22 protein-coding genes and 1 tRNA gene are annotated in these 22,450 nt (G+C 63.7%); 12 read left to right on the forward strand and 11 right to left on the reverse strand.

Going from position 1 to position 22,450, the window contains the following annotated elements; genetic code table 11:
* Positions 1 to 13: 13 nt before the first annotated feature.
* Together secE and JMY29_RS14305 are read right to left on the reverse strand one after the other, a co-directional pair.
* Entirely contained in the window at positions 14 to 295 is a 282-nt protein-coding gene (gene secE, locus JMY29_RS14300; protein WP_026267011.1) for a preprotein translocase subunit SecE, read from the reverse strand.
* 80 nt (positions 296 to 375) lie between these two features.
* A tRNA-Trp gene (locus JMY29_RS14305) sits at positions 376 to 448 on the reverse strand.
* Positions 449 to 702: 254 nt separating this feature from the next.
* Between JMY29_RS14305 and JMY29_RS14310 the strand changes: the two genes are divergently transcribed.
* Positions 703 to 1,932 carry a pyridoxal phosphate-dependent aminotransferase gene (locus JMY29_RS14310; protein ID WP_018776702.1) on the forward strand — a complete coding sequence of 410 codons (1,230 nt, stop codon included), beginning with the start codon at positions 703 to 705 and terminating at the stop codon, positions 1,930 to 1,932.
* Between the two features lie 175 nt (positions 1,933 to 2,107).
* Here the strand turns inward: JMY29_RS14310 and JMY29_RS14315 are convergent, their stop codons facing one another.
* On the reverse strand, positions 2,108 to 2,782 hold the full coding sequence (locus tag JMY29_RS14315) for a LuxR C-terminal-related transcriptional regulator (protein ID WP_018776703.1): 675 nt from the start codon (positions 2,780 to 2,782) through the stop codon (positions 2,108 to 2,110).
* Entirely contained in the window at positions 2,779 to 4,299 is a 1,521-nt protein-coding gene (locus tag JMY29_RS14320; protein ID WP_189075260.1) for an ATP-binding protein, read from the reverse strand. Before JMY29_RS14320 ends, JMY29_RS14315 begins: the two co-directional genes overlap by 4 nt.
* 125 nt (positions 4,300 to 4,424) lie before the next feature.
* Here JMY29_RS14320 and JMY29_RS14325 point away from each other — a divergent pair, with 125 nt between their 5' ends.
* The 5 genes from JMY29_RS14325 (at position 4,425) to JMY29_RS14345 (ending at position 8,664) form a co-directional block, all read left to right on the forward strand.
* Positions 4,425 to 5,984, forward strand: a complete 1,560-nt coding sequence (locus JMY29_RS14325) for a PspC domain-containing protein (protein ID WP_189075261.1) — start codon at positions 4,425 to 4,427, stop codon at positions 5,982 to 5,984.
* 1 nt (position 5,985) lies between these two features.
* Positions 5,986 to 6,360 (forward strand): hypothetical protein, encoded by a 375-nt coding sequence (locus JMY29_RS14330; RefSeq protein WP_055971654.1) that lies wholly within the window; start codon positions 5,986 to 5,988, stop codon positions 6,358 to 6,360.
* Between the two features lie 58 nt (positions 6,361 to 6,418).
* Complete coding sequence (locus JMY29_RS14335) at positions 6,419 to 6,667, forward strand: PspC domain-containing protein (protein WP_018776707.1); 249 nt, start codon at positions 6,419 to 6,421, stop codon at positions 6,665 to 6,667.
* 212 nt (positions 6,668 to 6,879) lie between these two features.
* The gene (locus tag JMY29_RS14340) at positions 6,880 to 7,905 is read left to right on the forward strand and encodes a 6-phosphofructokinase (RefSeq protein WP_018776708.1); all 1,026 of its coding nucleotides are present in this window, start codon (positions 6,880 to 6,882) and stop codon (positions 7,903 to 7,905) included.
* 9 nt (positions 7,906 to 7,914) lie between these two features.
* Positions 7,915 to 8,664, forward strand: a complete 750-nt coding sequence (locus JMY29_RS14345; protein ID WP_039242416.1) for a GNAT family N-acetyltransferase — start codon at positions 7,915 to 7,917, stop codon at positions 8,662 to 8,664.
* 77 nt (positions 8,665 to 8,741) lie between these two features.
* On the opposite strand, the gene JMY29_RS14350 is transcribed toward JMY29_RS14345, so the two are convergent.
* The 7 genes from JMY29_RS14350 to JMY29_RS14380 all read right to left on the reverse strand — a co-directional run bounded on the left by JMY29_RS14350 (position 8,742) and on the right by JMY29_RS14380 (position 14,820).
* On the reverse strand, positions 8,742 to 10,262 hold the full coding sequence (locus JMY29_RS14350) for a DHA2 family efflux MFS transporter permease subunit (protein ID WP_055971651.1): 1,521 nt from the start codon (positions 10,260 to 10,262) through the stop codon (positions 8,742 to 8,744).
* Positions 10,246 to 10,875 (reverse strand): PadR family transcriptional regulator, encoded by a 630-nt coding sequence (locus tag JMY29_RS14355; protein ID WP_018776711.1) that lies wholly within the window; start codon positions 10,873 to 10,875, stop codon positions 10,246 to 10,248. Before JMY29_RS14355 ends, JMY29_RS14350 begins: the two co-directional genes overlap by 17 nt.
* 110 nt (positions 10,876 to 10,985) lie before the next feature.
* Positions 10,986 to 11,405 carry an ankyrin repeat domain-containing protein gene (locus tag JMY29_RS14360; RefSeq protein WP_018776712.1) on the reverse strand — a complete coding sequence of 140 codons (420 nt, stop codon included), beginning with the start codon at positions 11,403 to 11,405 and terminating at the stop codon, positions 10,986 to 10,988.
* On the reverse strand, positions 11,402 to 12,487 hold the full coding sequence (gene ygfZ, locus JMY29_RS14365; protein WP_189075262.1) for a CAF17-like 4Fe-4S cluster assembly/insertion protein YgfZ: 1,086 nt from the start codon (positions 12,485 to 12,487) through the stop codon (positions 11,402 to 11,404). Before ygfZ ends, JMY29_RS14360 begins: the two co-directional genes overlap by 4 nt.
* Positions 12,488 to 12,542: 55 nt before the next feature.
* Complete coding sequence (locus JMY29_RS14370) at positions 12,543 to 13,265, reverse strand: flavodoxin family protein (protein ID WP_039242420.1); 723 nt, start codon at positions 13,263 to 13,265, stop codon at positions 12,543 to 12,545.
* 54 nt (positions 13,266 to 13,319) lie between these two features.
* A complete protein-coding gene (locus tag JMY29_RS14375; RefSeq protein WP_018776715.1) occupies positions 13,320 to 13,919 on the reverse strand; it encodes a nitrobindin family protein in 600 nt (199 codons plus the stop codon).
* Positions 13,920 to 14,085: 166 nt separating this feature from the next.
* Complete coding sequence (locus JMY29_RS14380) at positions 14,086 to 14,820, reverse strand: hypothetical protein (protein WP_018776717.1); 735 nt, start codon at positions 14,818 to 14,820, stop codon at positions 14,086 to 14,088.
* 263 nt (positions 14,821 to 15,083) lie between these two features.
* Between JMY29_RS14380 and JMY29_RS14385 the strand changes: the two genes are divergently transcribed.
* The 6 genes from JMY29_RS14385 (at position 15,084) to JMY29_RS14410 (ending at position 22,435) form a co-directional block, all read left to right on the forward strand.
* On the forward strand, positions 15,084 to 15,782 hold the full coding sequence (locus JMY29_RS14385) for a winged helix-turn-helix transcriptional regulator (RefSeq protein ID WP_018776718.1): 699 nt from the start codon (positions 15,084 to 15,086) through the stop codon (positions 15,780 to 15,782).
* Between the two features lie 225 nt (positions 15,783 to 16,007).
* Positions 16,008 to 16,979, forward strand: a complete 972-nt coding sequence (gene mshD, locus JMY29_RS14390) for a mycothiol synthase (RefSeq protein ID WP_189075263.1) — start codon at positions 16,008 to 16,010, stop codon at positions 16,977 to 16,979.
* A gap of 103 nt (positions 16,980 to 17,082) precedes the next feature.
* Positions 17,083 to 19,332, forward strand: coding sequence for an RNA degradosome polyphosphate kinase (locus JMY29_RS14395; RefSeq protein WP_018776720.1), 2,250 nt, complete (start codon positions 17,083 to 17,085; stop codon positions 19,330 to 19,332).
* A gap of 7 nt (positions 19,333 to 19,339) precedes the next feature.
* A complete protein-coding gene (locus JMY29_RS14400; protein ID WP_039242427.1) occupies positions 19,340 to 20,308 on the forward strand; it encodes an NUDIX hydrolase in 969 nt (322 codons plus the stop codon).
* A 76-nt stretch (positions 20,309 to 20,384) separates the two neighbouring features.
* Positions 20,385 to 22,028, forward strand: coding sequence for a hypothetical protein (locus tag JMY29_RS14405; RefSeq protein ID WP_189075264.1), 1,644 nt, complete (start codon positions 20,385 to 20,387; stop codon positions 22,026 to 22,028).
* Entirely contained in the window at positions 22,025 to 22,435 is a 411-nt protein-coding gene (locus tag JMY29_RS14410) for a GntR family transcriptional regulator (RefSeq protein ID WP_018776723.1), read from the forward strand. The genes JMY29_RS14405 and JMY29_RS14410 overlap by 4 nt, the downstream gene beginning before the upstream one ends.
* The last annotated feature ends 15 nt before the right edge of the window (positions 22,436 to 22,450 follow it).

Here is a 22,450-nt window from a genome sequence, read left to right on the forward strand (position 1 = left end):
CGGACAGATCCGCTTAGCGGTCCGTAGCGCCTGACCCACCGAAGACCCAGCTGACTCCCGTGCCGAAGGCGAGATCCAGAAGGGTGACGATGACCATCATGATGACCACGAACACCAGCACCACGAGCGTGTAATTGATCAGTTCCTTGCGGGTGGGTGCAACGACCTTCTTCAGCTCGCCGATGATCTGGCGTACGAAGAGTGCAATACGGGCGAAGAAGCCGCGATCGGCTTTCTTGGCGGGACGGCCCTTCGAGCTGCTGGCAGCTGTTTCGGTCACCTGGTCCTCACTCACCTTGCAAAGTCGTTGACCCGACTCTGATCAGAGCCATGGTTGCTGCGCGTGCCCCGGCGTTTCCGCCGGAACAGCTTGCGCAGGGCAGACAGGACTCGAACCTGCAACCTGCGGTTTTGGAGACCGCTGCGCTACCAATTGCGCCACTACCCTATGGATCGAATCCATGTTTCAGGCCGCACTTCAGCCTGTGATGCTTTTCAACACCGGTGAACCAGTCTACGCAAGAATTTCGCGATAGTCGAACCGGCCTTGTTCCGGACCTCCCTGTCCCTTTTCGGCCTGTGACCAGTATTATCAGTCACAAAGCCGGGTGGGCACGCGGGAGCTCCGCAGAACAGCATAAGGTAGTTTACGTCGAATCCCATCATCCAGCCCACGAGCTGCCTGCGAAGAACGGTACATAGATGTCTGCCGGAACAACTGCCGCCCGCATTTCACAGCGAATCTCAGCCATTGCCGAGTCCGCCACCCTTGCCGTTGACGCCAAGGCCAAGGCACTGAAGGCCGCGGGTCGTCCCGTGATTGGTTTCGGTGCCGGCGAACCGGATTTCCCCACCCCCGACTACATCGTCCAGGCAGCCATCGAGGCAGCCGGGCAGCCGAAGTACCACCGCTATTCCCCAGCGGGCGGGCTTCCGGAGCTGAAGAAGGCCATCGCGGACAAGACCCTCCGCGACTCGGGCTACAAGGTCGATCCCGCCCAGGTCCTGGTGACCAACGGCGGCAAGCAGGCCGTGTACAACACCTTTGCCACCCTGGTGGATCCGGGCGACGAAGTCATCATCCCCACCCCGTTCTGGACCACCTACCCGGAGGCAATCCGCCTGGCCGGCGGCGTGCCCGTCGAGGTTTTCGCCGGGCCGGAGCAGGGCTACCTGGTGACCATCGAGCAGCTTGAAGCAGCTGTCACGGACAAGACCAAGATCCTCCTGTTCGTTTCCCCCTCCAACCCGACCGGCGCCGTCTACAGCCCGGAACAGGTTGCGGAGATCGGCAAGTGGGCGGCATCCAAGGGCCTGTGGGTCGTCACGGACGAAATCTACGAGCACCTGACCTACGACGGCGTCCAGTTCACCTCCATCGCCACGGCCGCTCCGGAGCTTGGCGACAAGGTGGTCATCCTCAACGGCGTTGCCAAGACCTATGCCATGACCGGCTGGCGCGTCGGCTGGATGATCGGCCCTGCAGACGTCATCAAGGCCGCTACCAACCTGCAGTCGCACGCCACGTCCAACGTCTCCAACATCATGCAGATCGCAGCCGCCGCTGCCCTCACGGGTCCGCTGACCGCCGTCGACGAAATGAAGGTGGCCTTCGACCGGCGCCGCAAGGCGATCGTCGCCGGACTCAACGCGATTGACGGCGTTGAGTGCCCGACGCCGACCGGCGCCTTCTACGTGTACGCGGACGTCCGCGGTCTGCTGGGCAAGGAATTCGAAACCTCGAACGGCCCGGTCCGGCCGAGCACCTCGGCTGAACTCGCCGCGCTCATCCTCGACGAAGTCGAAGTAGCCGTGGTTCCGGGCGAGGCGTTCGGCCCCTCCGGCTACGTCCGCCTTTCCTACGCATTGGGCGACGACGACCTCGCTGAAGGTGTCCGCCGCATCCAGGAATTCCTGGGCAAGGCCAAGTAGCAAGCAGCCAACGCAAACGCTCTTCCACCGTGACAGGTGGAAGAGCGTTTGCGTTTAAGGCGCGGGATGTGAGCAAGCGTTGGGAAATCCCCCGCGGGATGTGAGCAAGCGTTGGGAAATCCCCCGCGGGATGTGAGCAAGCGTTGGGAAATCCCCCGCGGGATGTGAGCAAGCGTCAGAGGAGGCGTCGCTCCGCTGCCCACTTGGTGAGTTCGTGGCGGCTGGAGAGCTGGAGCTTCCGCAGGACGGCTGAGACGTGCGTTTCCACCGTCTTGATGGAGATGAACAGCTCCTTGGCAACTTCCTTGTAGCTGTATCCCCTGGCGATGAGCCGCATGACTTCGAGTTCCCGGGCGGAGAGCTTGTCCAGTTCATCATCCGCGATGTCCGCCGGAGCCGTTCCGAAGGCGTCCAGCACGAATCCTGCGAGCCGGGGAGAAAACACGGCATCTCCATCGGCAACCCGGATCACGGCGTCGGAAATTTCCTTGCCGGAAATGGTCTTGGTGACGTAACCGCGGGCGCCGGCCCGGATCACCGAAACCACGTCCTCCGCGGCGTCGGACACGCTCAAGGCCAGGAAACTGGTGGTACCCAGCAAGGCCGAGGAACCGGCGATAACCTCACGGCCGCCGCCGCCCAGGCCGCCGGGAAGATGAACATCCAGGAGCACTACCTCGGGGCGGGTCTCGGCGATTACTGCGATGGCCTGCTCCACCGTTCCGGCTTCGCCCACTACGTCCATGCGTGCGTCAAGATCGGCCTTCAGCCCGGAGCGGAAAATGGTGTGGTCATCCACGATCACCACCCGCACAGTGCGTCCCGGACCACCATCAGGATTGATCGTCATTGCTTCATTTCTCCGTTCCGGACTTCACTGTTTCGAGCCTCACTCATGAAAGCTTCACCTTTCCGCTGCTCATTCGCCTCCGAAGGTGCTGACGGAAGGGCCAAGCGGACTTCCGTGCCGTCGCTGCTGCTGTTGATGACCGCGGTTCCACCGTGCCGTTTCATCCGGCCGATGATTGATTCCTTGACGCCCAGGCGATCGTCGGGCACAGCGTCAAGGTTGAAACCGGGGCCGCGGTCCTTGATGAAGATCTCAGTGTTGCCGTCAGTGCTCTCAAGGTAGACCGATACCGTCCCGCCACCATGCCGTGCCGCGTTGAGCATCGCTTCCCTGGCCGCCTGTACCAGGGCCTCGTGCCGTTCCGTCATTTCGGTATCGCCCACGGTGACCACTTCCACCGCATTGCCGTGGGAGTCCTCCACTTCGGCTGCGATCGCCTTGATCCGTTCAGCCAGGAGGCCCGTTTCCTTGGCGGGGTCGCTGAAGAGCCAGGTCCGGAGTTCGCGTTCCTGTGCACGTGCCAAGCGGACCACGTCCTGTTCGGATCCCGCCCGCCGCTGGATCAGTGCGAGGGTCTGGAGCACTGAATCGTGCAGATGGGCGGCGATTTCAGCGCGCTCGGTTTCCCGGACACGGCCGGCCCGCTCTGTTTCCAGGTCCTTCCAGAATTTCAGCCCCCAAGGCAGCAACACCAAGGCAACGCCGCCCAGGACCGCCACGGAGGCCAGCAGGGCAAGCCAGGTCTGTTCCCAGGAGCCCGACCCCGACACCATCACCAGGACACCTGCCACAACCAGCGCCAGGCCCGCTGCGAGACGGACCCAGCCACCGGCTTGGTCGGCCTTCGTCTTGTCCACCAAGCCGGCCCTGCGGGTTTCATCCAGCTGCATCCAGGCAATCGCCGCACCACCGAGGATGGCTGCTACCGGAATCAGAGTGCCCAAGGGGACGTCGACCCCGAATTGGCGGGCGATCAGAATGGCAGCAACCAGAAGCAGCGCGGCACCGAGGAGGATCTCCTTGCCGTATTGAATCTTCCGGAACGAGAACCACGATGCCAGGGCGCTGCCGTCCCACCAACCTCCGGGCGGGTTTGCGCCTGCGTCCGGAGCTGTTGCGGCGGGACCTGTGGCTCCGGTGGCTGCCGACCCGCCGCCCGGAGCACCAGCCACCGCCGGTCCGCTGAAAGCCGCCGGTGCGGTGCCGGCGTCGTACGCCCTTGGCGCCCGGGCGGTGTCAATGCTTCCAGGCGCCACAGGCGGCAGGCTCACGGCAGGAGCAATGGGCGACGCCGGTCGGCGGGCATTGCGCTTGGCGTTCTCATCCGCGGTGGGAACCATGGTCCACAGCCACGCATAGAACGCCACACCTGCCCCGCCGGCAAAACTGGCCAGCACCATGCCAAGCCGCACAAACTTGACCGGCCACCCCAGGTGATCCGCCAGGCCGCTGCAGACGCCCGCGATCATGCGGTCGCTGCTGCGGACCAGCGGGGGGCGTTCAACGGCGGTTCTCATGTACCAATCCAAGCACGGATCAGGGTTCCCCGAACCGGATTCCGGCAGGGTCAGGGGCTCTCTCAGGGATCATTCAGGGTATCCCCCAGTAGAGGGCATGTGGGCCCGGGCGGCAGGATCGAAGTATGAACGCGAACAGCATGAACCCAGAGGAACCCGGAGCGTCCGGCACCGCCGGCCCGTCCGGCTCCAGCGACACCGCCGGCCCGTCCGGCTCCAGCGCTTCCACCGGAGCTTCCGGATCACCTTCCGGGGCTTCGGACCAGCCCACTGCCGGAGCGTCTGCCGGCACTGGCCCTGCTGCCGGGACCTACGCGCCGGCGGAGGACGCTCCCCAGGCGCCCCAACAGAACTTCTTCGATTGGATCCGGGACCAGGGCATCCGCCGTGGACCTGACCGTTGGATCGGCGGGGTTGCCAGCGGTGTAGCCCACCGGTTCGGCATTGATCCGTTGATCGTGCGCGGAATCTTCATTGTCCTTGCGCTCTTCGCCGGTGTCGGGGTCCTCCTCTACGGCATCGCGTGGGCACTCCTGCCCGAACCCGATGGCCGGATCCACGTCCAAGAGGCAGGCGCCGGACGGTGGTCGGGTGGCATGACAGGTGCTCTGATCACGGTCATCATCGGACTTCCAAGCCTGGGCCGCGGTTTCTGGGGATGGGGCTGGAACGGGCTTCCCGGCCTGTTCTGGACGCTTTTCTGGATGGGCGGTGTCTTCTACCTCATCTACTTCCTGGTCCAGCGGAACAAAGCGTCGAAAGGAGCCGCGCCCATGAGCCCGCAGAACTACGCGGCCGCACCTGGCGGAACCGCAGCGTACGGTGCTCCGGCCTCCTACCCGGCCACGGGAACCAATGCCGGCGTACCTGTCTACGGTGCGGGCACACCTGCGGGATCACGCAGCGGATCTTACGGTCCGGGCAGTTACGGTCCGGGCAATTACGGTTCCGGGCCGACCCCTCCTTCCGGTCCGCGTCCTCCGTTCGGCCCCACTCCCCCGCACGGCCCTACTCCGCCGCAGGGGTGGGAACAAAAACCGGCCACACCCAAACGCAAGGGACCCGGCGCGGCCATCGTCGCAGTGTCTGCCGGTGCAGCGCTCCTGGCCGGCGGCACGTTGAAGGCGCTCGACGCCGGCAACGTCATTGATCTGGGCAACACAGCCAACGCCGTGGTGTGGGCAACCGGTGCTGCCGTGCTGGGTCTGGGCATCCTGGTCGCGGGACTTCGGGGACGGACATCCGGCCTGCTTGGCTTCTTGGCCGTCGTAGCCCTGATCGTTGGCGGAATCTTCAATGTAGTTCCCCGGAATGGCGATCGCTGGACCTTCCACGACGTCAACTGGGCACCGACAAGCCTGGAACAGGCACGCCAGGGCATCAGCGTCACCGGAGCCAAGGGAACTGTTGACCTGAGCAATGTCACCACCACGCCGCCGCTGATCTCCGAGGTCCTGGTCCCGGTGGACGCAACCGCCAGCAATGTCACGGTCATCATCCCGGACGATGTTCCCGTGGAGGTCAAGGCAGACATGACTTTCGGCAACCTCAACGAACGCGGCGCAGACCGCGGTGGCCGGCTCCAGGACGACAGCACCCTCTACAACACCGGGAAACCCGGGGCCAACCTCGTAGTGGAAATCGACGGAACCTTCAGCAACGTGACCATCAAGGAAGGAAACTGACATGAGCACGAACGAGCCCTTCACGACCCCCGGATCTCAGCCCACCGAGCCACTGCCCAAGGAAACCCGCCCTACGGAAGCCCTGCCGAAGCCCGGTCTCCAGCCGATCCCCCTGACGCCGCCTTTGGAGCCCAGCTTCCGGGTGGAACACCAAGAGGAGGACGAACCCAGGCAGGCCCGCATTGGAACCGTAGTGTGGGGTCTGATCGTGGTGGCCCTGGCGGCACTGATCATCATCTCCACTCTTGGCTGGGTGTCATTGAACGGTACCTATGTGCTGATAGGCCTGATGATCGGAGCCGGGGCCGCACTGGTGGTCGGCGGACTCCTCTCGGCCCGTAAGGGCTCCGCGAAATCCAAGAGCCCTGCCCCGTGATCCACCCGATCCATCCGATCCACGTGACAAAGCAACCACAACAGGGAAGTGTGTAGCCATGGACAAGTTCTTCAGCATCGTCAGGGGCTTCGGCCTGAAGCGGGGACCACAACGCTGGCTGGGTGGCGTGTGCGGAGGCATCGCCGCGAAGCTCAGGGTGGATGTGGCTTACGTCCGGGTGGCCTTCCTGCTCTTCTGCCTGCTCCCCGGGCCGGCAGTGGTGGTGTACATCCTCGGCTGGCTCATCCTTCCGGACCAGAACAACAAGATCGCCCTCGAATCCTTCATCAGCCAACGCTCCCGGTAACCATTCGGGCAAACCTGCCGAACCCGGACAGAACATGAAGCGCCCCGCCGGCCCGGCGGGGCGCTTTTCGCTGATTTCGGCCATGTTTCCAGCACCGCACATCCGTGCTCGAAGGTAACCGTTTGTGTCCTACCCCACATGCCCGTCTACAATCATGGGGAGCTCAGCGTGGCGCTCTTGCACGTATTCCTCCAAGCCATGAGTGAGCAAACATGAAAATTGGCATTCTTACCAGCGGTGGCGACTGCCCCGGACTCAACGCAGTGATCCGGGGAGCAGTCCTCAAAGGCATTGCCATCCACGGCCAGGAATTCGTCGGCTTCCGCGACGGCTGGCGCGGTGTGGTTGAAGGCGATGTCATAGACATCCCCCGCACCATGGTCCGCGGTATCGCCAAGCAAGGTGGAACCATCCTGGGTACTTCCCGGACGAATCCGTTCGAAAACGGCGGCGGTCCCGATGTCATCAAGGCCCACATGGAACGCCTGGGCATTGACGCCATCATCGCCATTGGAGGTGAGGGAACCCTGGCTGCGGCCAAGCGCCTCACCGACGCCGGCCTGAAAATCGTTGGCGTGCCCAAGACCGTGGACAACGACCTCGATGCCACTGACTACACCTTCGGCTTCGACACCGCAGTCCAAATCGCGACCGAAGCCATCGACCGGCTCCGCACCACCGGCGAGTCGCACCACCGCTGCATGATCGCGGAGGTCATGGGACGGCACGTTGGCTGGATTGCCCTCCACGCGGGCATGGCAGCGGGCGCCCACGCGATCCTGATTCCGGAGCAGAAAGCCAGCATCGAACAGATCACGGAGTGGGTACAGGAAGCCCACGACCGTGGCCGCGCCCCTTTGGTGGTTGTGGCGGAGGGCTTCGTCCCGGACCACATGGAATCCCCGCACTCCGAGCGCGGCCTGGATACTTTCGGCCGCCCCCGCCTGGGTGGCATCGCCGACCAGCTGGCCCCCGAGATCGAGGCCCGTACAGGCATTGAAACCCGTGCCACCATCCTCGGCCACATCCAACGCGGTGGCGTGCCTACGGCCTACGACCGCGTCCTGGCTACCCGGCTCGGCATGGCTGCCATCGACTCCGTGGTCGAAGGCCGCTGGGGCACCATGGTTGCCCTCAAGGGCACGGATATCTCGCACGTGGGCTTCGAGGAAGCCCTCGGCAAGCTCAAGACCGTGCCGCAGCACCGCTACGACGAAGCATCGGTCCTGTTCGGCTAGGCTGAATCCATGACTCTGGAGCCCACGTCCGCTGCAATCATCCAGCTGGCGTGGGCTCGCCATTTGGGGCTCGACGACGACGCTTTCGCCGGCGCCGCTGCCGCACTCGCCCCTGAAGGGACTGCTCCGGGCGACCCCGACGCCAGGATCATCCGCGTTGACGACTCAGCCCGTGCACTGGTTTTCCTGCGGCTGTTCGGGGTGTCGGCCTTGGTGGGTCCGCAGTGGGCAATGGACGCGGCGGAGGGAATCCCCGATACCGAGTTGGCCCAGCACGTGACATTGTTGACGCTGACGCGGTCGCACGGCGGGCACGGACTTGGCTCGTCGGCCCTGTTCTTCGCAGACGACCTTCCCCTGCAGCAGCCGTCCGAAGACCTCACGGTTTCCCACGGCAATCCCGAGGCCATCAGCCTGGAAGGTCTATGCCCTCCCGACGATGTGAATGAAGTGGGACTCCAAAACCTGGAGCACCGCTTCACCATCATGCATCCGGAAGAGGAGCAACCCACCCCTGTGGCCTGCGGCGCCTACTCCGAGTGGGAGGGAATCCTGGCCAACATGGGAGTGCTGGTGGCTCCCCCGTGGCGCAGGCGCGGAATCGGAAGGTTGGCTGCTTCGATCGCCGCCCACGAAGCACTTGCTGCCGGACTGACCCTGCAATGGAAGGCAGATGTGAGCAACACCGGAGCACTCGCGATGGCCCGCAGCCTCGGCTTCGCCACGGGCGGGCTTCACGCGAGCGTGCTCCTCGGCTGATTCCGCCCGGAGTTTTGTCCAGCCAATGCCCTTCGGGGAGTCTCCCCCAGGGCATCAGCCGGACAAAGACTCCACGCTTAGCGCTGGAGTTCGGCGTCGGCCGTTTCAGCCTGGGCAGGAGCCTTCGCGCCCCAACCGGAAACAGACTTCGGTTTGCCGAAGAACAGAGCGACGACGGCGCCCAGCAGGATCGCGAAGGCCGGCAGCATGATGGACTGGCTCATCGCCGTCGAGAATCCCGCGTGCAGGAATTCCGGCAAAGTGCCGCCCATGGAGACCTCGCCGACCGGCGCGCCTGCTGGCGCGGCCGGGAGCTCAGCCGCCAGGCGTGACTGGATCAGGGCAGCGATCGCAGCCGAACCCAGCACGGCACCGATCTGGCGCGTGGTGTTGAAGACGCCCGATCCGGCACCGGCCTGGCGCGGTTCCAGGTTGCGGGTGGTGGCGTTGGACACTGGCCCCCAAATGAAGGCATTGGCCACACCCTGCAAGGCGCTGGGCAGCAGGAACATCCAGATGGGAGTGTCCGGGCCCAGCAAGGAAGCGGTCCAGAACAGGGCTCCGGAGAGGCAAAGCAGGCCGAAGGATGCGAACCATCGGGGGTTGGCCCGGTCGATCAGCTTGCCCACGAACGGCGCCAGGGCACCTGAGATCACTGCCATGGGGATCATGAGCAGGGCCGACTGGGTCGGCGTCAGGCCCCGGACGGTCTGGTAGTAGAAGATGGTGGGCAAAGGGAACGCTGTCACCGTGAAGCCGACAGCCATGATGGTGGTGTTGCCCAAGGAGAAGTTGCGTTCCTTGAACAGCCCCAGGGGAAGCAGCGGTTCACCTCCGCGGCGTTCGAGGATCCACTGCCAGAGGACAAAGACCACGAGAACCGCGAGACCGGTGATGATCAGGCCCCACACCGAAATGAACCCAGTCACAGTGCCCCACTTGTAGGTCTGGCCTTCCTGGATTCCGAATACCAGCAAGAACATGCCGACGGCGGAAAGCAGCACGCCCAGAACGTCGAAGGAGTGGCTGTGCGTGGTCAGTTTGGGTACGAACCGCATGACCAGGATGAAAGCCACAAGACCGATCGGGACGTTGACGAAGAAGATCCACTCCCAGCCGAGGCTGTCGACCAGCACGCCGCCCAGGATGGGGCCCACCAGTACGGCCATGCCTGCAGTGGCTCCCCACAGGCCCATGGCGGCACCGCGCCGGTCCGGCGGGAAGATACGCGTGATGACGGCCATGGTCTGGGGAGTCATCATGGCGGCACCGAGTCCTTGCACCGCCCTGGCAGCGATCAGCATGGTCACGTCGCCGGAAAGGCCGCACCACAGCGAGGCCAGGGTAAAGACCACCAAGCCGATGAGGTACAGGTTCTTGGGTCCGAAGCGGTCACCAAGCCTGCCGGTGATGAGAAGGGGTACTGCATAGGCCAGCAGGTAGGCGCTGGTGACCCAGATAACGGCGTTGATGTCAGTATTGAGGCCTTCCATGATCCGCGGATTCGCGACCGACACAATGGTGGTGTCGATGAGGATCATGAAGAAGCCAACCACGAGTGACCACAGTGCGGGCCATGGCTTAGCTATGTTTTCCAAGGGATTCCTTTGGCTTGTTTGAAAGTCCGGTGAGGGCAGGGCGGGGTTCATCCCAGGGCAGCTGCCCGGTGCCCAACTCCTCAAGGAGACCGCGGATCCACGCGATCTCGGTTCGAAGCATGGCTTGCTGATAAGTGATGTCGATCCAGTATTTGCGGTCCAGCCCCTTGGCCGTCACGGCCTCCTCGGCATGGACCAGGAAGTCGAGGTCGGCGTTCAAGGCGACCAGCCGGTCCTCCAAGAGGCCGGTCACCACCTCCGCGGGGAGGTGGTGCGCTTCGGCAATGGCATGGGGAAAGACGGGGTATTCGTTGACGGGAGCAGCGAGCATGGCCTGGAGCCGCGCGTCCAATGCCGCATGTCCAGCCTCCGTAATCCGATACGTGGTCCGCTCGGGGCGGTTGCCTTCGCGCTCCGTCCCTGTCGCCTCCACGAGTCCGTGTTCCTCAAGCCGTCCGACCGCGTGATAGAGCGTGCCCGGACGGACCTTGACCAACCGGTCCTCGTGACGGGCCATCAGCACCTGGTACATCTCGTAGGGATGCATGGGTTGCTCGGCGAGAAGCGCCAATGACGCAACGCCCAACGGCGTCAACTCAGCACTTTTGGCCACAGCCTGCTCCTCCCATCAAGAATATTCCACAACAACTATTCCACGTGGAGTAATCAGGTGCAAGTAAACCCCGGCTGCTGCTGCGGCCGGGGTTTACCTGGAAAGCCCGGTCAGCCCAGGAGGGCCAGGATTTCCGTGCGGGCGAACATCGAGGCGGCGTCGCGCGCGCTGGGCGTACCGGCGTCGGGATCCGCTCCCGCATCCAAAAGGGCCCTGGCGACCCCGGTATATCCCTTGAAAACGGCGCCTGCGAGAGGCGTCTGTCCGCGGTCGTTCGCAGCGTTGACATCGGCACCATGGTGGATGATCAACTGCACGGCGTCCTCATGTCCGTGGTAGGCCGCGAGCATCAACAGCGAATCCCCTGCCGCGTTGGTGAGGGTGGCGGGGGCTCCGGCGTTCAGATAGCCCCGCAGCAACTCCGTGTTTCCCTCACGGGCGGCGTCGAACAGGGCATGGGCCAGAGCCAGCGTCTCCTCATCGGGGCCTGTCTGGTCGTTTGTGGCAGCAGGGCCATCGCTTGGGGTCATCGGTGGGGTCCCTTCAGGAATCCAGTCTGGCGCCCGACAACCTGTCCGGCGTCGGGGGCGACGATCACTTCCTGGGCTGCGATGTAAGGCTCCTCGCCGTCCATCACCGTGAGGGTTTCCTCCGCGGAAACGGACCGCTTGATCACGGCCAACGCCACAGGGCCCATCTCGAAGTGCTGCGCCACCGATGTCAGAGTACCCACCTTGCGTTCCCCGGCAAATACAACACTGCCCACAGCCGGCAAGGTGTGCTGGGAACCATCGAGCTGAAGGAACACCAGCCGCCTCGGCGGGTGCCCGAGATTGTGGACCCGGGCGATGGTTTCCTGGCCCTTGTAGCAACCCTTGTTCAGGTGCACCGAGGTGCGCAGCAGATCCAGTTCATGCGGAATCGTCTTCTCGTCGGTCTCCGCGCCCAGACGGGGCCGCCAGGCAGCCACCCTCAACGCGTCCGCTGCCATGGCGCCGGCCAGCGGGAGGCCCTCCACCGCGGTCTCGAGCTCAGCTGCGGGAACAAGGAATTCGTACCAGGGCCGCTCCAGCCCGGGGTGGGATTCCTCCGGCACGATGCTGTACGCGTAACCCCCAGGACCCACGTGCGGCCACGGATCCTCCCACACAAGGCGGGAGGAGAACTGCTCCAGCGGTTTGGTGGCCCCCACCACGGCCCACTGCTCCGAGACGTCGTCGATCTCCACCCGGAGCATGAACTTCATTTTGTTCAGCCAGTCAGCCAGGGGCGCCGCTTCGGCCGCTTCGACGATCAGCCAGGTGGTCCCGCCGTCGTCAATTACGCGGGCGTCGAACTCGATGCGCCCTTGGACGCTCAACAACAAAAGTTCGCTGGAGACGCCCGGCTGCAGGTTGGTGAGCTGCTGGGAGGACAGCGTGTTCAGCCAGCTCAGGCGGTCCGGTCCGGCCACGGTCACCACGCCGCGGTGGGACAGATCCACGACGGCGGTGCCCGCTGCCAAAGCGCGCTGCTCACGCAACGGTTCGCCGTAGTGTGCCGCGACGCCTTCGTCCAGACCGGTATCTTCAACGGCGCCAGGGCGCGACAACAGAGGGCTCTTGTAAGTCATATGTAGTAGAAGTCCTTGCGGCTCAGGGGTATTCCGGGTTGGGCAATATTTCGCTTCAGCGGTACTCCGGGTTATCAAAATCGAACCGGGTGCCGGCCTTCCACTCTTCGGGCAGGTTGCCGTAGGCGGGAATGCCCCCGGCATCACGCAGGAGCTTGGCCATATGGAGCAGGTTCCAGGTCATGAAGGTGGTGTTCCTGTTAGTAAAATCACTCTCCGGGCCACCGGATCCTTCGTCCAAATAGCTGGGTCCCGGTCCCACAGCACCGATCCAGCCGGCATCGGCCTGGGGCGGAATGGTGAAACCGATGTGCTGGAGACTGTAGAGCACGTTCATGGCACAGTGCTTGATGCCGTCCTCGTTGCCGGTGATCAGGCAACCGCCCACCTTGGGGTAGAAAGCCCACTGCCCCTTGCTGGTCAGCTCACCGGAGTGGGCATACAGCCGCTCAATGAGTTTCTTGGTCTGGGAGGAGTTGTCGCCCAACCAAATGGGACCCGCAACCACCACGATGTCAGCGTCACGGACAGCGGGATAGAGTTCCGGCCATTCGTCTGTCTTCCAGCCGTGTTCACGCATGTCCGGATAGACGCCGCTGGCGATGTCGTGGTCCACGGTGCGGATAAGGCGTGTCGTGACGCCTTGCTTTTCCATGATGTCCCGGCTGATCCGGATCAGGCCATCGGTGTTGCTGAGCTGCGGTGAGGGCTTCAGGGTGCCGTTGAAGAAGACGGCCTTAAGGCCCTCGTAGCCGCCTGGTTTGGGGTGATCGGTCACTTTCTGCTCCTTCTGCCTGGCGTGCTGCGCGGAACGTACGGTGAACCCTTTGGGTCAGGAAACCTTGTGCAGGAACGCCGATGCGTGGGCTTCGAGGGTCTTGCCGTTGGCTGCGACATCCCAGCGCCACAGGAGGTTGCCGTCCACCAAGCCGAAGATCCGGGTGGCTGCAGTGTATTCCTTGGAGTGGCTCCCGCGCATCACCATGTCGGTGCTCAGCTGGATCTGGGGTCCCTTGATCTGGCCGTAGTAAAGCTCGGTGATGCCGCCGGGGTGGGCGATCGAGACGGAGATATCGAATCCGCCGTCCTTGTTGCGGCGCTCTTCGACTTCATCTGCCGTTTTGAGAACGGGGACGATGTCCGCCGGGATCAGTCCAGGTCCGCCGTCGCCTTCCTCAAGTTTCCGCTCCAACGCCCAGAACCCGGTCTCCACTGTCAACGGACGCAACTTTGCGCCGGCGTCGTCGCTGATCCAGGTCTCGGCCCGGTATTGCAGGTACGGCAGGCCGTTGTGGGTGAACGAAACGTGCTGGACGAAATGTTCCGAATCCTCGTCGCCGCTGCCGAGCCGGCCGCGGCCCTCCCACTCACCAATGAGCCAGGAAAGGGGAACGAGTTCGGGCGTCAGATCTGTGGGGATCTCAATAGGCACAACAGTTACCTCGGTTGGGCTGCAGAACCAGAAAGCTTACTTCTGGCCCTTGAAAAGGCGGTAGACAACAAATCCTGCAAACCACGCCATGGCGATGCTGGCCAGGCCAAGGAGAACGAGGAAGAAGATTTCAAATGCGAGTACAGACATGATGCAATCCTAACCGCTAGTAGATGAGTAGTTTGTCTATGAAGTAAGCCAAGGCGCCCACGGCCCAGACCGGGGCCACGCCCATTCCAACAGCTGCAGGAATGTTAAGCCTCCCCCGCCTGAGGGTGGTCATGCGGCGGAAACACACCAGTACCGAACCCACCACGACACCCACCAAGGCAGCGGGCAGCACAGCGATGTCCGAGAAAACGAGGCCGGCGAGGGGACCCATGAGGCCCGCCATGACCACTCCGAGCGGCGCCACGATGCGGTCCGGCCAACGGATGATGCCTACCAACAGCGCAACGGCTGCGCTCAGGCCGGCAACGAGGACCATTTCCCTGACGCCGTTGAACCTGGCACCGGCTATCCAGCCTGCGCCCAGGCAGTTGAGCAGCACGCCGGCACTGCAGCCAAGGGTTGACTCCAGGCGTTGGGCCTGGCCCGTGCCCCGGACGAGTTGGACAATGAAGACGGCCATCACGCCAAGGGCAACAAAAGCCGGAGTTCCGTCAAGGAAGCCAGGGGCAGGCAGGTACGCGGCAGCTACTGCCGATCCCGCGCCGGCCAGTCCAATGACAGCTGCCAGCGTCTTCTTGGCCGGAACTCCCAGGAAATGCGGCCAGCCGATGCCTACTGCTGCAGACGCCGCGATGCCCACGCCAACCATGGCTTCCCGGGAAACGAAGGTGCTGGCCACGATGGCTGCGAGCGCCACGAGTCCGAATACCCCGATGCTCCAAGACTTCACTGTGTGCCCGACCTCAATCCGATGCGCCTTCTACGGCCTCCCGACAATCCTGCCTTATACCGGCCCAATATGTCGTAATTCCCCTGCCAACCCGTCACGAATCCATGTGTCGCAGGGCACTGATGGGTATACTCAGACTTCAACAGCGCACTGTCCTGGCCTCGATCCCGTCACAACGGGCAAGGGCCGCGGGGCGCTGGGACCGGCCGGTGAAACTCCGGTTTCGACGCCCGATGATGCGCGTACAGCCCATTGGAGGAACTATGTCGCACATCCTGCTCCTGACGAACAGCACCGGCTCTTCGGTGGACATTTTGCCTGCCTTGGAGTTGTTGAACCACCGCGTGCACATCCTCCCGGCAGAACCAACCGCTTTGCTCGAAACCGATCCCACAGACATCGTCTTCCTTGATGCCCGCAAGGATCTGGTAGGAGCCCGCTCGCTGACGCAATTGCTCAAGGCAACCGGACTCAGCGCGCCTTTGATGCTGATCCTTACCGAAGGCGGCATGGCTGCTGTTTCTTCGGCCTGGGCCGTGGACGACATCGTGCTCGACTCCGCCGGACCTGCCGAGGTGGAAGCCCGCATCCGGCTGGCCATGGCGCGTGCCGTGCCCGGCGAGGAAGAAACCCAGACTGAAATCCGGGCCGCCGGCGTCGTTATCGACGAAGCAAGCTATACCGCCCGCGTCAGCGGCCAACCCCTGAACCTGACGTTCAAGGAGTTCGAGCTCCTGAAGTACCTGGCACAGCACCCCGGCCGCGTCTTCACCCGGCAGCAACTGCTGACCGAGGTCTGGGGCTATGACTACTACGGAGGCACCCGCACGGTGGACGTCCACATCCGGCGTCTTCGCGCCAAGCTCGGCGTGGACCATGAGAACCTCATCAGCACGGTCCGCAACGTCGGCTACAGGCTCACCCTGGTGCGGTTGCCCGACGACGAGCTCTCCGAAGCCTGACGGTTCAGACACAGGAACGGTTTAGACACAGGAAAGGCCGGGATCCACACGGATCCCGGCCTTTCTGCATTACTTGGTGGAGGACATACGGGTCGAACGTATCGAGGCCACCCCACTGGTGGATCCCCCCTGTACCCGGCCAAAGCCGAATGAGATAACGAGACTACCTCCGTTGCTCCGAGACATCAAATTACGGGGCTTGCCCGGGGCGTATAGCCTTGCACCATGAGTCAAGCACACCCGGAGAACTGGCCTGTACTGATCATCAAGGGCGCTTTGGACGCCGAACTCCTCAGGGATTTCAGGGCACTCACCGCCGCGGCGGAGGAGTCCGACGGGAACCCGCCCCTGTCCGAGCAGACCCTGGTAATGCTGCGTGGTGCCGACGGCGGCGATCATTCCGTCGTGTCTTTCGCACTGTATGCGCCGATCGAAGGCTCAGACCCGGCAACGGCAGAAGACCTGGCGGGAATCGCCGTCGTCGTTGACGCGCCGGACGCCAGCGGAGTGCTGGAACTGGCCGTCCACCCCAGTTACCGGAACCAGGGGGTGGCCGGACGGCTGTTGGACGCCCTGCAGAAGGAACGGAGCCTTGAAGGCCTCAGCGCCTGGTCGCACGGCGGCCACGAGGCCGCTGCGCAGTTGGCCACCCGTTTCGGTTACGGGCCGGTACGCGAACTGTGGAAGATGCGGCTGATGTCGTCGACATCCGCACTGCCCGACGCCGCCCTCCCGGACGGCGTTTCGCTGCGCGCCTTCGTGCCGGGCCAGGACGAGCAGGCGTGGCTGGCCGCCAACCGCGCCGCTTTTTCCCACCACCCCGAACAGGGTTCCATGACGCTCGAGGACCTCGAGGCCCGGAAAGCAGAAGACTGGTTCGATCCCGAAGGATTCTTCCTGGCCGTCAACGACGCAGACGAACTCCTGGGCTTCCACTGGACCAAGGTCCACCCCCGGCAAGGGCCGCACCCGGCAATCGGCGAGGTGTACGTGGTGGGCGTTACTCCGGCTGCACAGGGTTCGGGGCTCGGCAAAGCCTTGACTGTTGCCGGAATCAAACACCTCCAGGATCAGGGCCTCCACGCCGTGATGCTGTACGTGGACGCCGACAACCAGGCTGCTGTGGCCCTATACCAGAAACTGGGATTCATCCGCTGGGACACCGATGTGATGTACGGTCCGTTAACGAAAAATTAACCTGGCGCGATCACCGCAGGGAAAGGCGGCGGCTCATTGGATTCGGACACCGCGATTGCTTGTAATGTGGGAGGAAACCCAGTCCTGAGCTTAGGAGAGCCCCATGCAGCCGGACCCCGTCGGCATCGCCGGATCCACCTCTAAGGGGGCGACACTGCCTCCGCGCTTCGGATCGTCTGAAGTGCCGGCCTCGCGGGCCACCCAGGACCGCATCGATATTCCCGAATTCGCGCCGAGCCTGGAACCCGAAGGCGACATCTCCCCGGACCGCTTCCTGGACCGCGAGCTCAGCTGGCTTGCCTTCAACTCCCGCGTGCTGGAGCTTGCCGAGGATCCCGATCTGTTCCTGCTGGAGCGCGTCAACTTCCTCTCGATCTTCGCTTCCAACCTGGATGAGTTCTTCATGGTCCGCGTGGCCGGCCTCAAGCGCCGTATCGCCACCGGACTGGCTGTCCCCTCCCCCGCGGGGCTCAGCCCCATCGAGGTGCTGGAGCAGATCGGTGAAGAGGCCCACAAGCTGCAGGAACGCCACGCCCGCGTTTTTGCCGAGCAGATCCGGCCGGCCCTGGCCTACGAACACATCCACCTCATGCATTGGCATGAGCTGGATGAGGATGCCCGGCAGCGGATCAGCGTCATGTTCCAGGAGAAGGTCTTCCCCATCCTGACTCCCCTGGCCGTGGATCCTGCCCACCCCTTCCCGTACATTTCGGGACTCTCCCTGAACCTGGCCGTGATCGTCAGCAACCCGATCAGTGACAAGGAGCTCTTCGCCCGCGTCAAGGTTCCGGACCAGTTGCCCCGCCTGATCTCCGTGGACGGGCCGCGCGCAGGTGCCATTCCCGGCCGCGTTGCCCGGTTCATCGCTTTGGAAGAAGTCATCGCTGTCCACTTGGACAAGCTCTTCCCGGGCATGGAGGTCCTGGAACACCACACCTTCCGGGTGACCCGCAACGAGGACCTGGAAGTTGAAGAGGACGACGCCGAGAACCTCCTGCAGGCTTTGGAGAAGGAACTCCTGCGACGCCGTTTTGGCCCTCCCGTGCGTTTGGAAGTCACCACGGACATCAACCCGAACATCAAGGCCCTGCTCATCAGGGAACTGGGCGTTGAGGAGTCCGAGGTGTACTCCGTGCCCGCGCCGCTGGACCTGCGGGGGCTCTCCGCGATCAGCGGCATCGACCGTGCCGATCTCCACTACCCGAAACACGTCCCGCACACATCCCGCTACCTCAACGAGTCCGAGACCTCCAAGGCGGCGAATGTCTTCGCGGCAATGCGCCGCAGGGACATCCTGTTGCACCACCCCTACGACTCCTTCTCCACCTCGGTCCAGGCGTTCCTCGAACAGGCTGCAGCGGATCCCAAGGTCCAGGCCATCAAGCAGACTCTTTACCGGACGTCCGGTGACTCCCCGATCGTGGACGCGCTGATCGACGCTGCGGAGGCCGGCAAGCAGGTTCTGGCCCTGGTGGAGATCAAGGCCCGTTTCGATGAGCAAGCCAACATTTCCTGGGCGCGCAAGCTGGAACAGGCCGGTGTCCATGTTGTGTACGGCATCGTCGGCCTGAAAACCCACTGCAAGCTGTCCCTGGTGGTTCGCCAGGAAGTGGATGGCCTCCGCCGCTACTGCCACATTGGCACGGGCAACTACCACCCGCGCACGGCCCGCTACTACGAAGACCTCGGTTTGCTGACCGCCAACGAGCAGGTGGGCGAAGACCTTTCCAAGCTCTTCAACCAGCTGTCCGGCTATGCGCCGAAGTCCACCTTCAAGAGGCTGCTGGTGGCACCGCGCTCCGTCCGGGCCGGCCTTGTGGAGCGGATTGAAACTGAAATCCGCAACGCCCGTGCCGGCATTCCCGGCCTGGTGCAGATCAAGGTCAATTCCATGGTTGACGAAGCCATCATCGACGCCCTGTACCGCGCGTCCCAGGCGGGCGTGAAGGTGGACGTCGTGGTTCGTGGCATTTGCTCCCTCCGCCCCGGTGTTCCCGGCCTCAGCGAGAACATCACGGTCAGGTCCATCCTTGGCCGCTTCCTTGAACACTCGCGGGTGTTCGCCTTCGGCAACGGCGGCGATCCCGTGGTGTACATCGGTTCCGCCGATATGATGCACCGCAACCTGGACCGCCGCGTGGAGGCCCTGGTGCAGCTGTCCAGCAAGGAGGACATCACCACGGTCATGGATCTGATGCGCCGCTATGTTGACGACGGAACGGCCAGCTGGCACTTGGATAACCAAGGGCACTGGACCAGGCACCACCTGGATGCCGATGGCAAGCCGTTGCTGGACATGCAGTCCTGGCTGTTGGAGTCGCGTTCGCGCCAGCGTGCGTCGGCACGGAGGTAAGGAAGATTTGAACAGCGATACCCCCGTGGAGGATCAGACAGACCACCCCGGCGAGCCGGTAGCCGTCGTCGCTGCCGGCGCCATCCCGTGGCGCCTCAACAAGGGTGCCTTGGAGGTTCTGTTGATCCACCGGCCCCGCTATGACGATTGGTCATGGCCCAAGGGAAAGCTCGACGCCGGCGAAACGGTTCCGGAATGCGCTGCCCGTGAAGTGTGGGAAGAGATTGGCCTGCGGGCACCGCTGGGCATTCCCCTCCCGGCCATCCACTATCACGTGTCGGCGGGCCTCAAGGTGGTCCAGTATTGGGCCGCCAAAGTCAACGGTGAACCGCTCCGTCCCGATGGCAAGGAAGTGGACAGCGTGATGTGGTGCAGCCCTGACCGGGCGGCGTCATTCCTCAGCAATCCCACGGACGTGAAACCCTTGGAATATTTGGAGAAGGCACACGTCCGGGGTGAACTCGACACGTGGCCTTTGATCCTGATCCGTCATGCAAAAGCCAAGCCGCGATCGTCCTGGACCAAGGCCGAGGGCGACCGTCCTTTGGCGGCCACTGGCCAGCGGCAGGCCATTGCGGTGCAGCGCCTTCTTGACGTCTGGAAACCGCAGCGCCTGGTGACCAGTCCATGGACCCGCTGTGTGGCAACCATAGCGCCCTATGCGAAAGCGTCGGGGGCGAAGGTCAAGTTGGTGGAGGCGCTCACCGAGCACCACCATCAGCGTTCTCCGAAAAAGACGGCTGCAGCCATCGAGGCCTTGTTCGACAAGCAACTGCCCATAGCCGTTTGCACGCACAGGCCCGCCCTGCCTACCGCACTGAAGCAACTGGGGCAGCACATGCCCCAAAACCTGCGCGCAGTCCTCCCCTCCGCGGATCCCTTTCTTTCGCCGGGTGAGGTCATCGTGTGCCAGGTGGCGCGGGGATCCGAGCGGAAGATAGTTTCCGTGGAGCAGGTCAAGCCTTTCGACGACTAGGTACCGGCACGGTTGACTCCCACGTCTTTGTATCAAATACTTGACACAATGTTTCTAAGACTTGGGGGTCTTTACCGTGTCCTTTGATGTGCCGCCGTTGCTTTTGGTGGGGCCCGTCGTGGGCGCCGTCTTGGTGTACCTGTTCCTGCGGGTACAAGTGTGGTCCAAGCCCGACGCCACCTCTGTGGCATCACACGGCCTGTGGGTCGGCATCATTGGCTGGATGGCCAGCTCCCTGCAAGGAGCCATGAGCGCGGGTGTGATCCGGGCCAGTCCGACCTCATCAAATGCGCCCTTCACCTCGGAAGACCTCCTGGCGGCCCTGGCTTGGCCGATCGCCGCGTCCTTGGTGGTCCATGCCTTGGGCCAGTGGAGCTACCCGGCCCCCAAATCCCCGCACAGGTACGCTGAACTCACCGTCCGCAGGATCCGCGATTTCCTCCAGGCGAAACTCGCCTGGACAACAGGCGTGATCGTTGCCTATGCCGGTACCGCCATAGTCTCGATTGCAGCCCTGCCCGCTCACGCACCGGTGCGTCCCGTCCCCGCTCCTGCATCATCAATGGAAACGACGGTCTACACAGGCCAGGGCCAGGATGGAAGGATCGCGGGTTCGGAACTTGCCGGGTGGCTTGGCGGCGCCTTAGTGGTCCTTGTTGCAGGGACCTGGCTCGTCCTGGTACTCATCGCACGGCGGCGCCAACTGGAGACGCTAAGCAGCGACGACAACCGCACGCTTCGAGCCATTGCAGCCAACAGGCTGCTGCGGACCGTTGCCACCATCGCCGCAGGCCTCGCCAGCATCGCGGGAAATTTTGCCGCCCTCCCGACGCCTGGGGCAACGTGGCAACCGTCGTGGTTCAACGTTTTGGGTCTTGTCAACATGGCTGTGCTGCTGGTCATGTGGTGGTGGAAGGTGCCGGTCCTTCCTTCGCTTCAGGCATCCGCGAAAGCCATCAGCGGCACTGCTCTCCGCGCCGATCCCCGCACCCACGGCGCAGCAAAACTCAGCGTTTCCCTCGGAGCGGTCCTGGGAGTCGCCGCCGTCTTGCCGCTTGTGACACTGGTGTTCTGGTTCGGTTTCATTCCGGTAGAAGGCCAGCGCTCCCTTGCCCCGGCGATTGTCGTCACCGTGTCTGCCGTCCTGGTCCTGCTCACCATTGCTGCAGGCGAGTTACTGATCGCCCGCAACTATGGCCACCCGGAGGTGCCCCTCGGTTGGCCGCGGCAGCCGGTGTCCAAGGGGTTGCTCACCTTCAGCATCGTTTCGGCCACGGTCTTTGCGGTAACGCTCGTCCTTACAGGTACAGGCCAATCACTCCTGGTCGGCCCACCCGCCTGGCCCGCCAACCTCTTTCTCACGATGGGGGTCGGACTGATGGGCGCTGCCGCAATCCTGGCCACGCGCCGTCGTCGAGGTCTTCCTGAAGTGGGGGACGAGAGCGGGCTTGATGCCGCACTGCGCGCCATTTCGATGTACCGGATTGTCCGAACCCTGGCAGCATTCCTTCTGGCACAGTCAGCGGTGATGATGCTTGGCAACGCCGAAGCATGGGGAACATTGTTCCCGGCTTTCAATCAGCTGGGACCGAGTCCTGTGTACATGACAGGAGTCGTTGTAGCCGTCATTGCCGTCGTCGTCGCGGTTACGCCAGTCCGGAGCCTTTTCCGGGCGATTCCCAGGGGCACCGAACCCAAGCAGAACCAGCCGACGCCATGACCGCCGGAATCTCCATCGACCTCGCAGACCCGGTTCCGCCCTACGAACAGATCCGCCGGCAGCTCAGCTCCCTGATCGCCGTCGGGGTCCTGGAACCTGGAAACCGCCTGCCAACAGTGCGCAGCCTGGCCGCGGACCTCGGCATCGCCGCAGGGACGGTGGCGCGTGCCTACAAGGAACTGGAGCAGTCCGGCGTCATCGAATCACGACGCCGGAACGGCACTGTCGTCGTCGGGCCGCCTCGGGCGCCGCACCGCGTGGCGGGCGGAGACGCTGCGGTGATCGCCGCCGTCGACGGCTTGATCCTGGCCGCCCGCGACGCGGGTGTGGGTGACGCAACGCTCATTGATCTTCTTCGTGGACGGCTGGCGGTTAATGGGCACGGTACAAGTAAGCTTGAACCGTGATTCCCACCCCGTATG

It is taken from the genome of Paenarthrobacter nicotinovorans (assembly GCF_021919345.1).
GTDB lineage: Bacteria > Actinomycetota > Actinomycetes > Actinomycetales > Micrococcaceae > Arthrobacter > Arthrobacter nicotinovorans.

Bases quoted from the DNA above. Each gene is read 5' to 3' on its own strand.
- JMY29_RS14335 (WP_018776707.1), top strand. From the start codon at position 6,419: ATGGACAAGTTCTTCAGCATCGTCAGGGGCTTCGGCCTGAAGCGGGGA.
- JMY29_RS14330 (WP_055971654.1), top strand. From the start codon at position 5,986: ATGAGCACGAACGAGCCCTTCACGACCCCCGGATCTCAGCCCACCGAG.
- JMY29_RS14310 (WP_018776702.1), top strand. From the start codon at position 703: ATGTCTGCCGGAACAACTGCCGCCCGCATTTCACAGCGAATCTCAGCC.
- JMY29_RS14410 (WP_018776723.1), top strand. From the start codon at position 22,025: ATGACCGCCGGAATCTCCATCGACCTCGCAGACCCGGTTCCGCCCTAC.
- JMY29_RS14385 (WP_018776718.1), top strand. From the start codon at position 15,084: ATGTCGCACATCCTGCTCCTGACGAACAGCACCGGCTCTTCGGTGGAC.
- JMY29_RS14325 (WP_189075261.1), top strand. From the start codon at position 4,425: ATGAACGCGAACAGCATGAACCCAGAGGAACCCGGAGCGTCCGGCACC.
- JMY29_RS14320 (WP_189075260.1), bottom strand. From the start codon at position 4,299: ATGAGAACCGCCGTTGAACGCCCCCCGCTGGTCCGCAGCAGCGACCGC.
- JMY29_RS14345 (WP_039242416.1), top strand. From the start codon at position 7,915: ATGACTCTGGAGCCCACGTCCGCTGCAATCATCCAGCTGGCGTGGGCT.
- JMY29_RS14315 (WP_018776703.1), bottom strand. From the start codon at position 2,782: ATGACGATCAATCCTGATGGTGGTCCGGGACGCACTGTGCGGGTGGTG.
- JMY29_RS14395 (WP_018776720.1), top strand. From the start codon at position 17,083: ATGCAGCCGGACCCCGTCGGCATCGCCGGATCCACCTCTAAGGGGGCG.
- JMY29_RS14360 (WP_018776712.1), bottom strand. From the start codon at position 11,405: ATGACCCCAAGCGATGGCCCTGCTGCCACAAACGACCAGACAGGCCCC.
- mshD (WP_189075263.1), top strand. From the start codon at position 16,008: ATGAGTCAAGCACACCCGGAGAACTGGCCTGTACTGATCATCAAGGGC.
- JMY29_RS14340 (WP_018776708.1), top strand. From the start codon at position 6,880: ATGAAAATTGGCATTCTTACCAGCGGTGGCGACTGCCCCGGACTCAAC.
- ygfZ (WP_189075262.1), bottom strand. From the start codon at position 12,487: ATGACTTACAAGAGCCCTCTGTTGTCGCGCCCTGGCGCCGTTGAAGAT.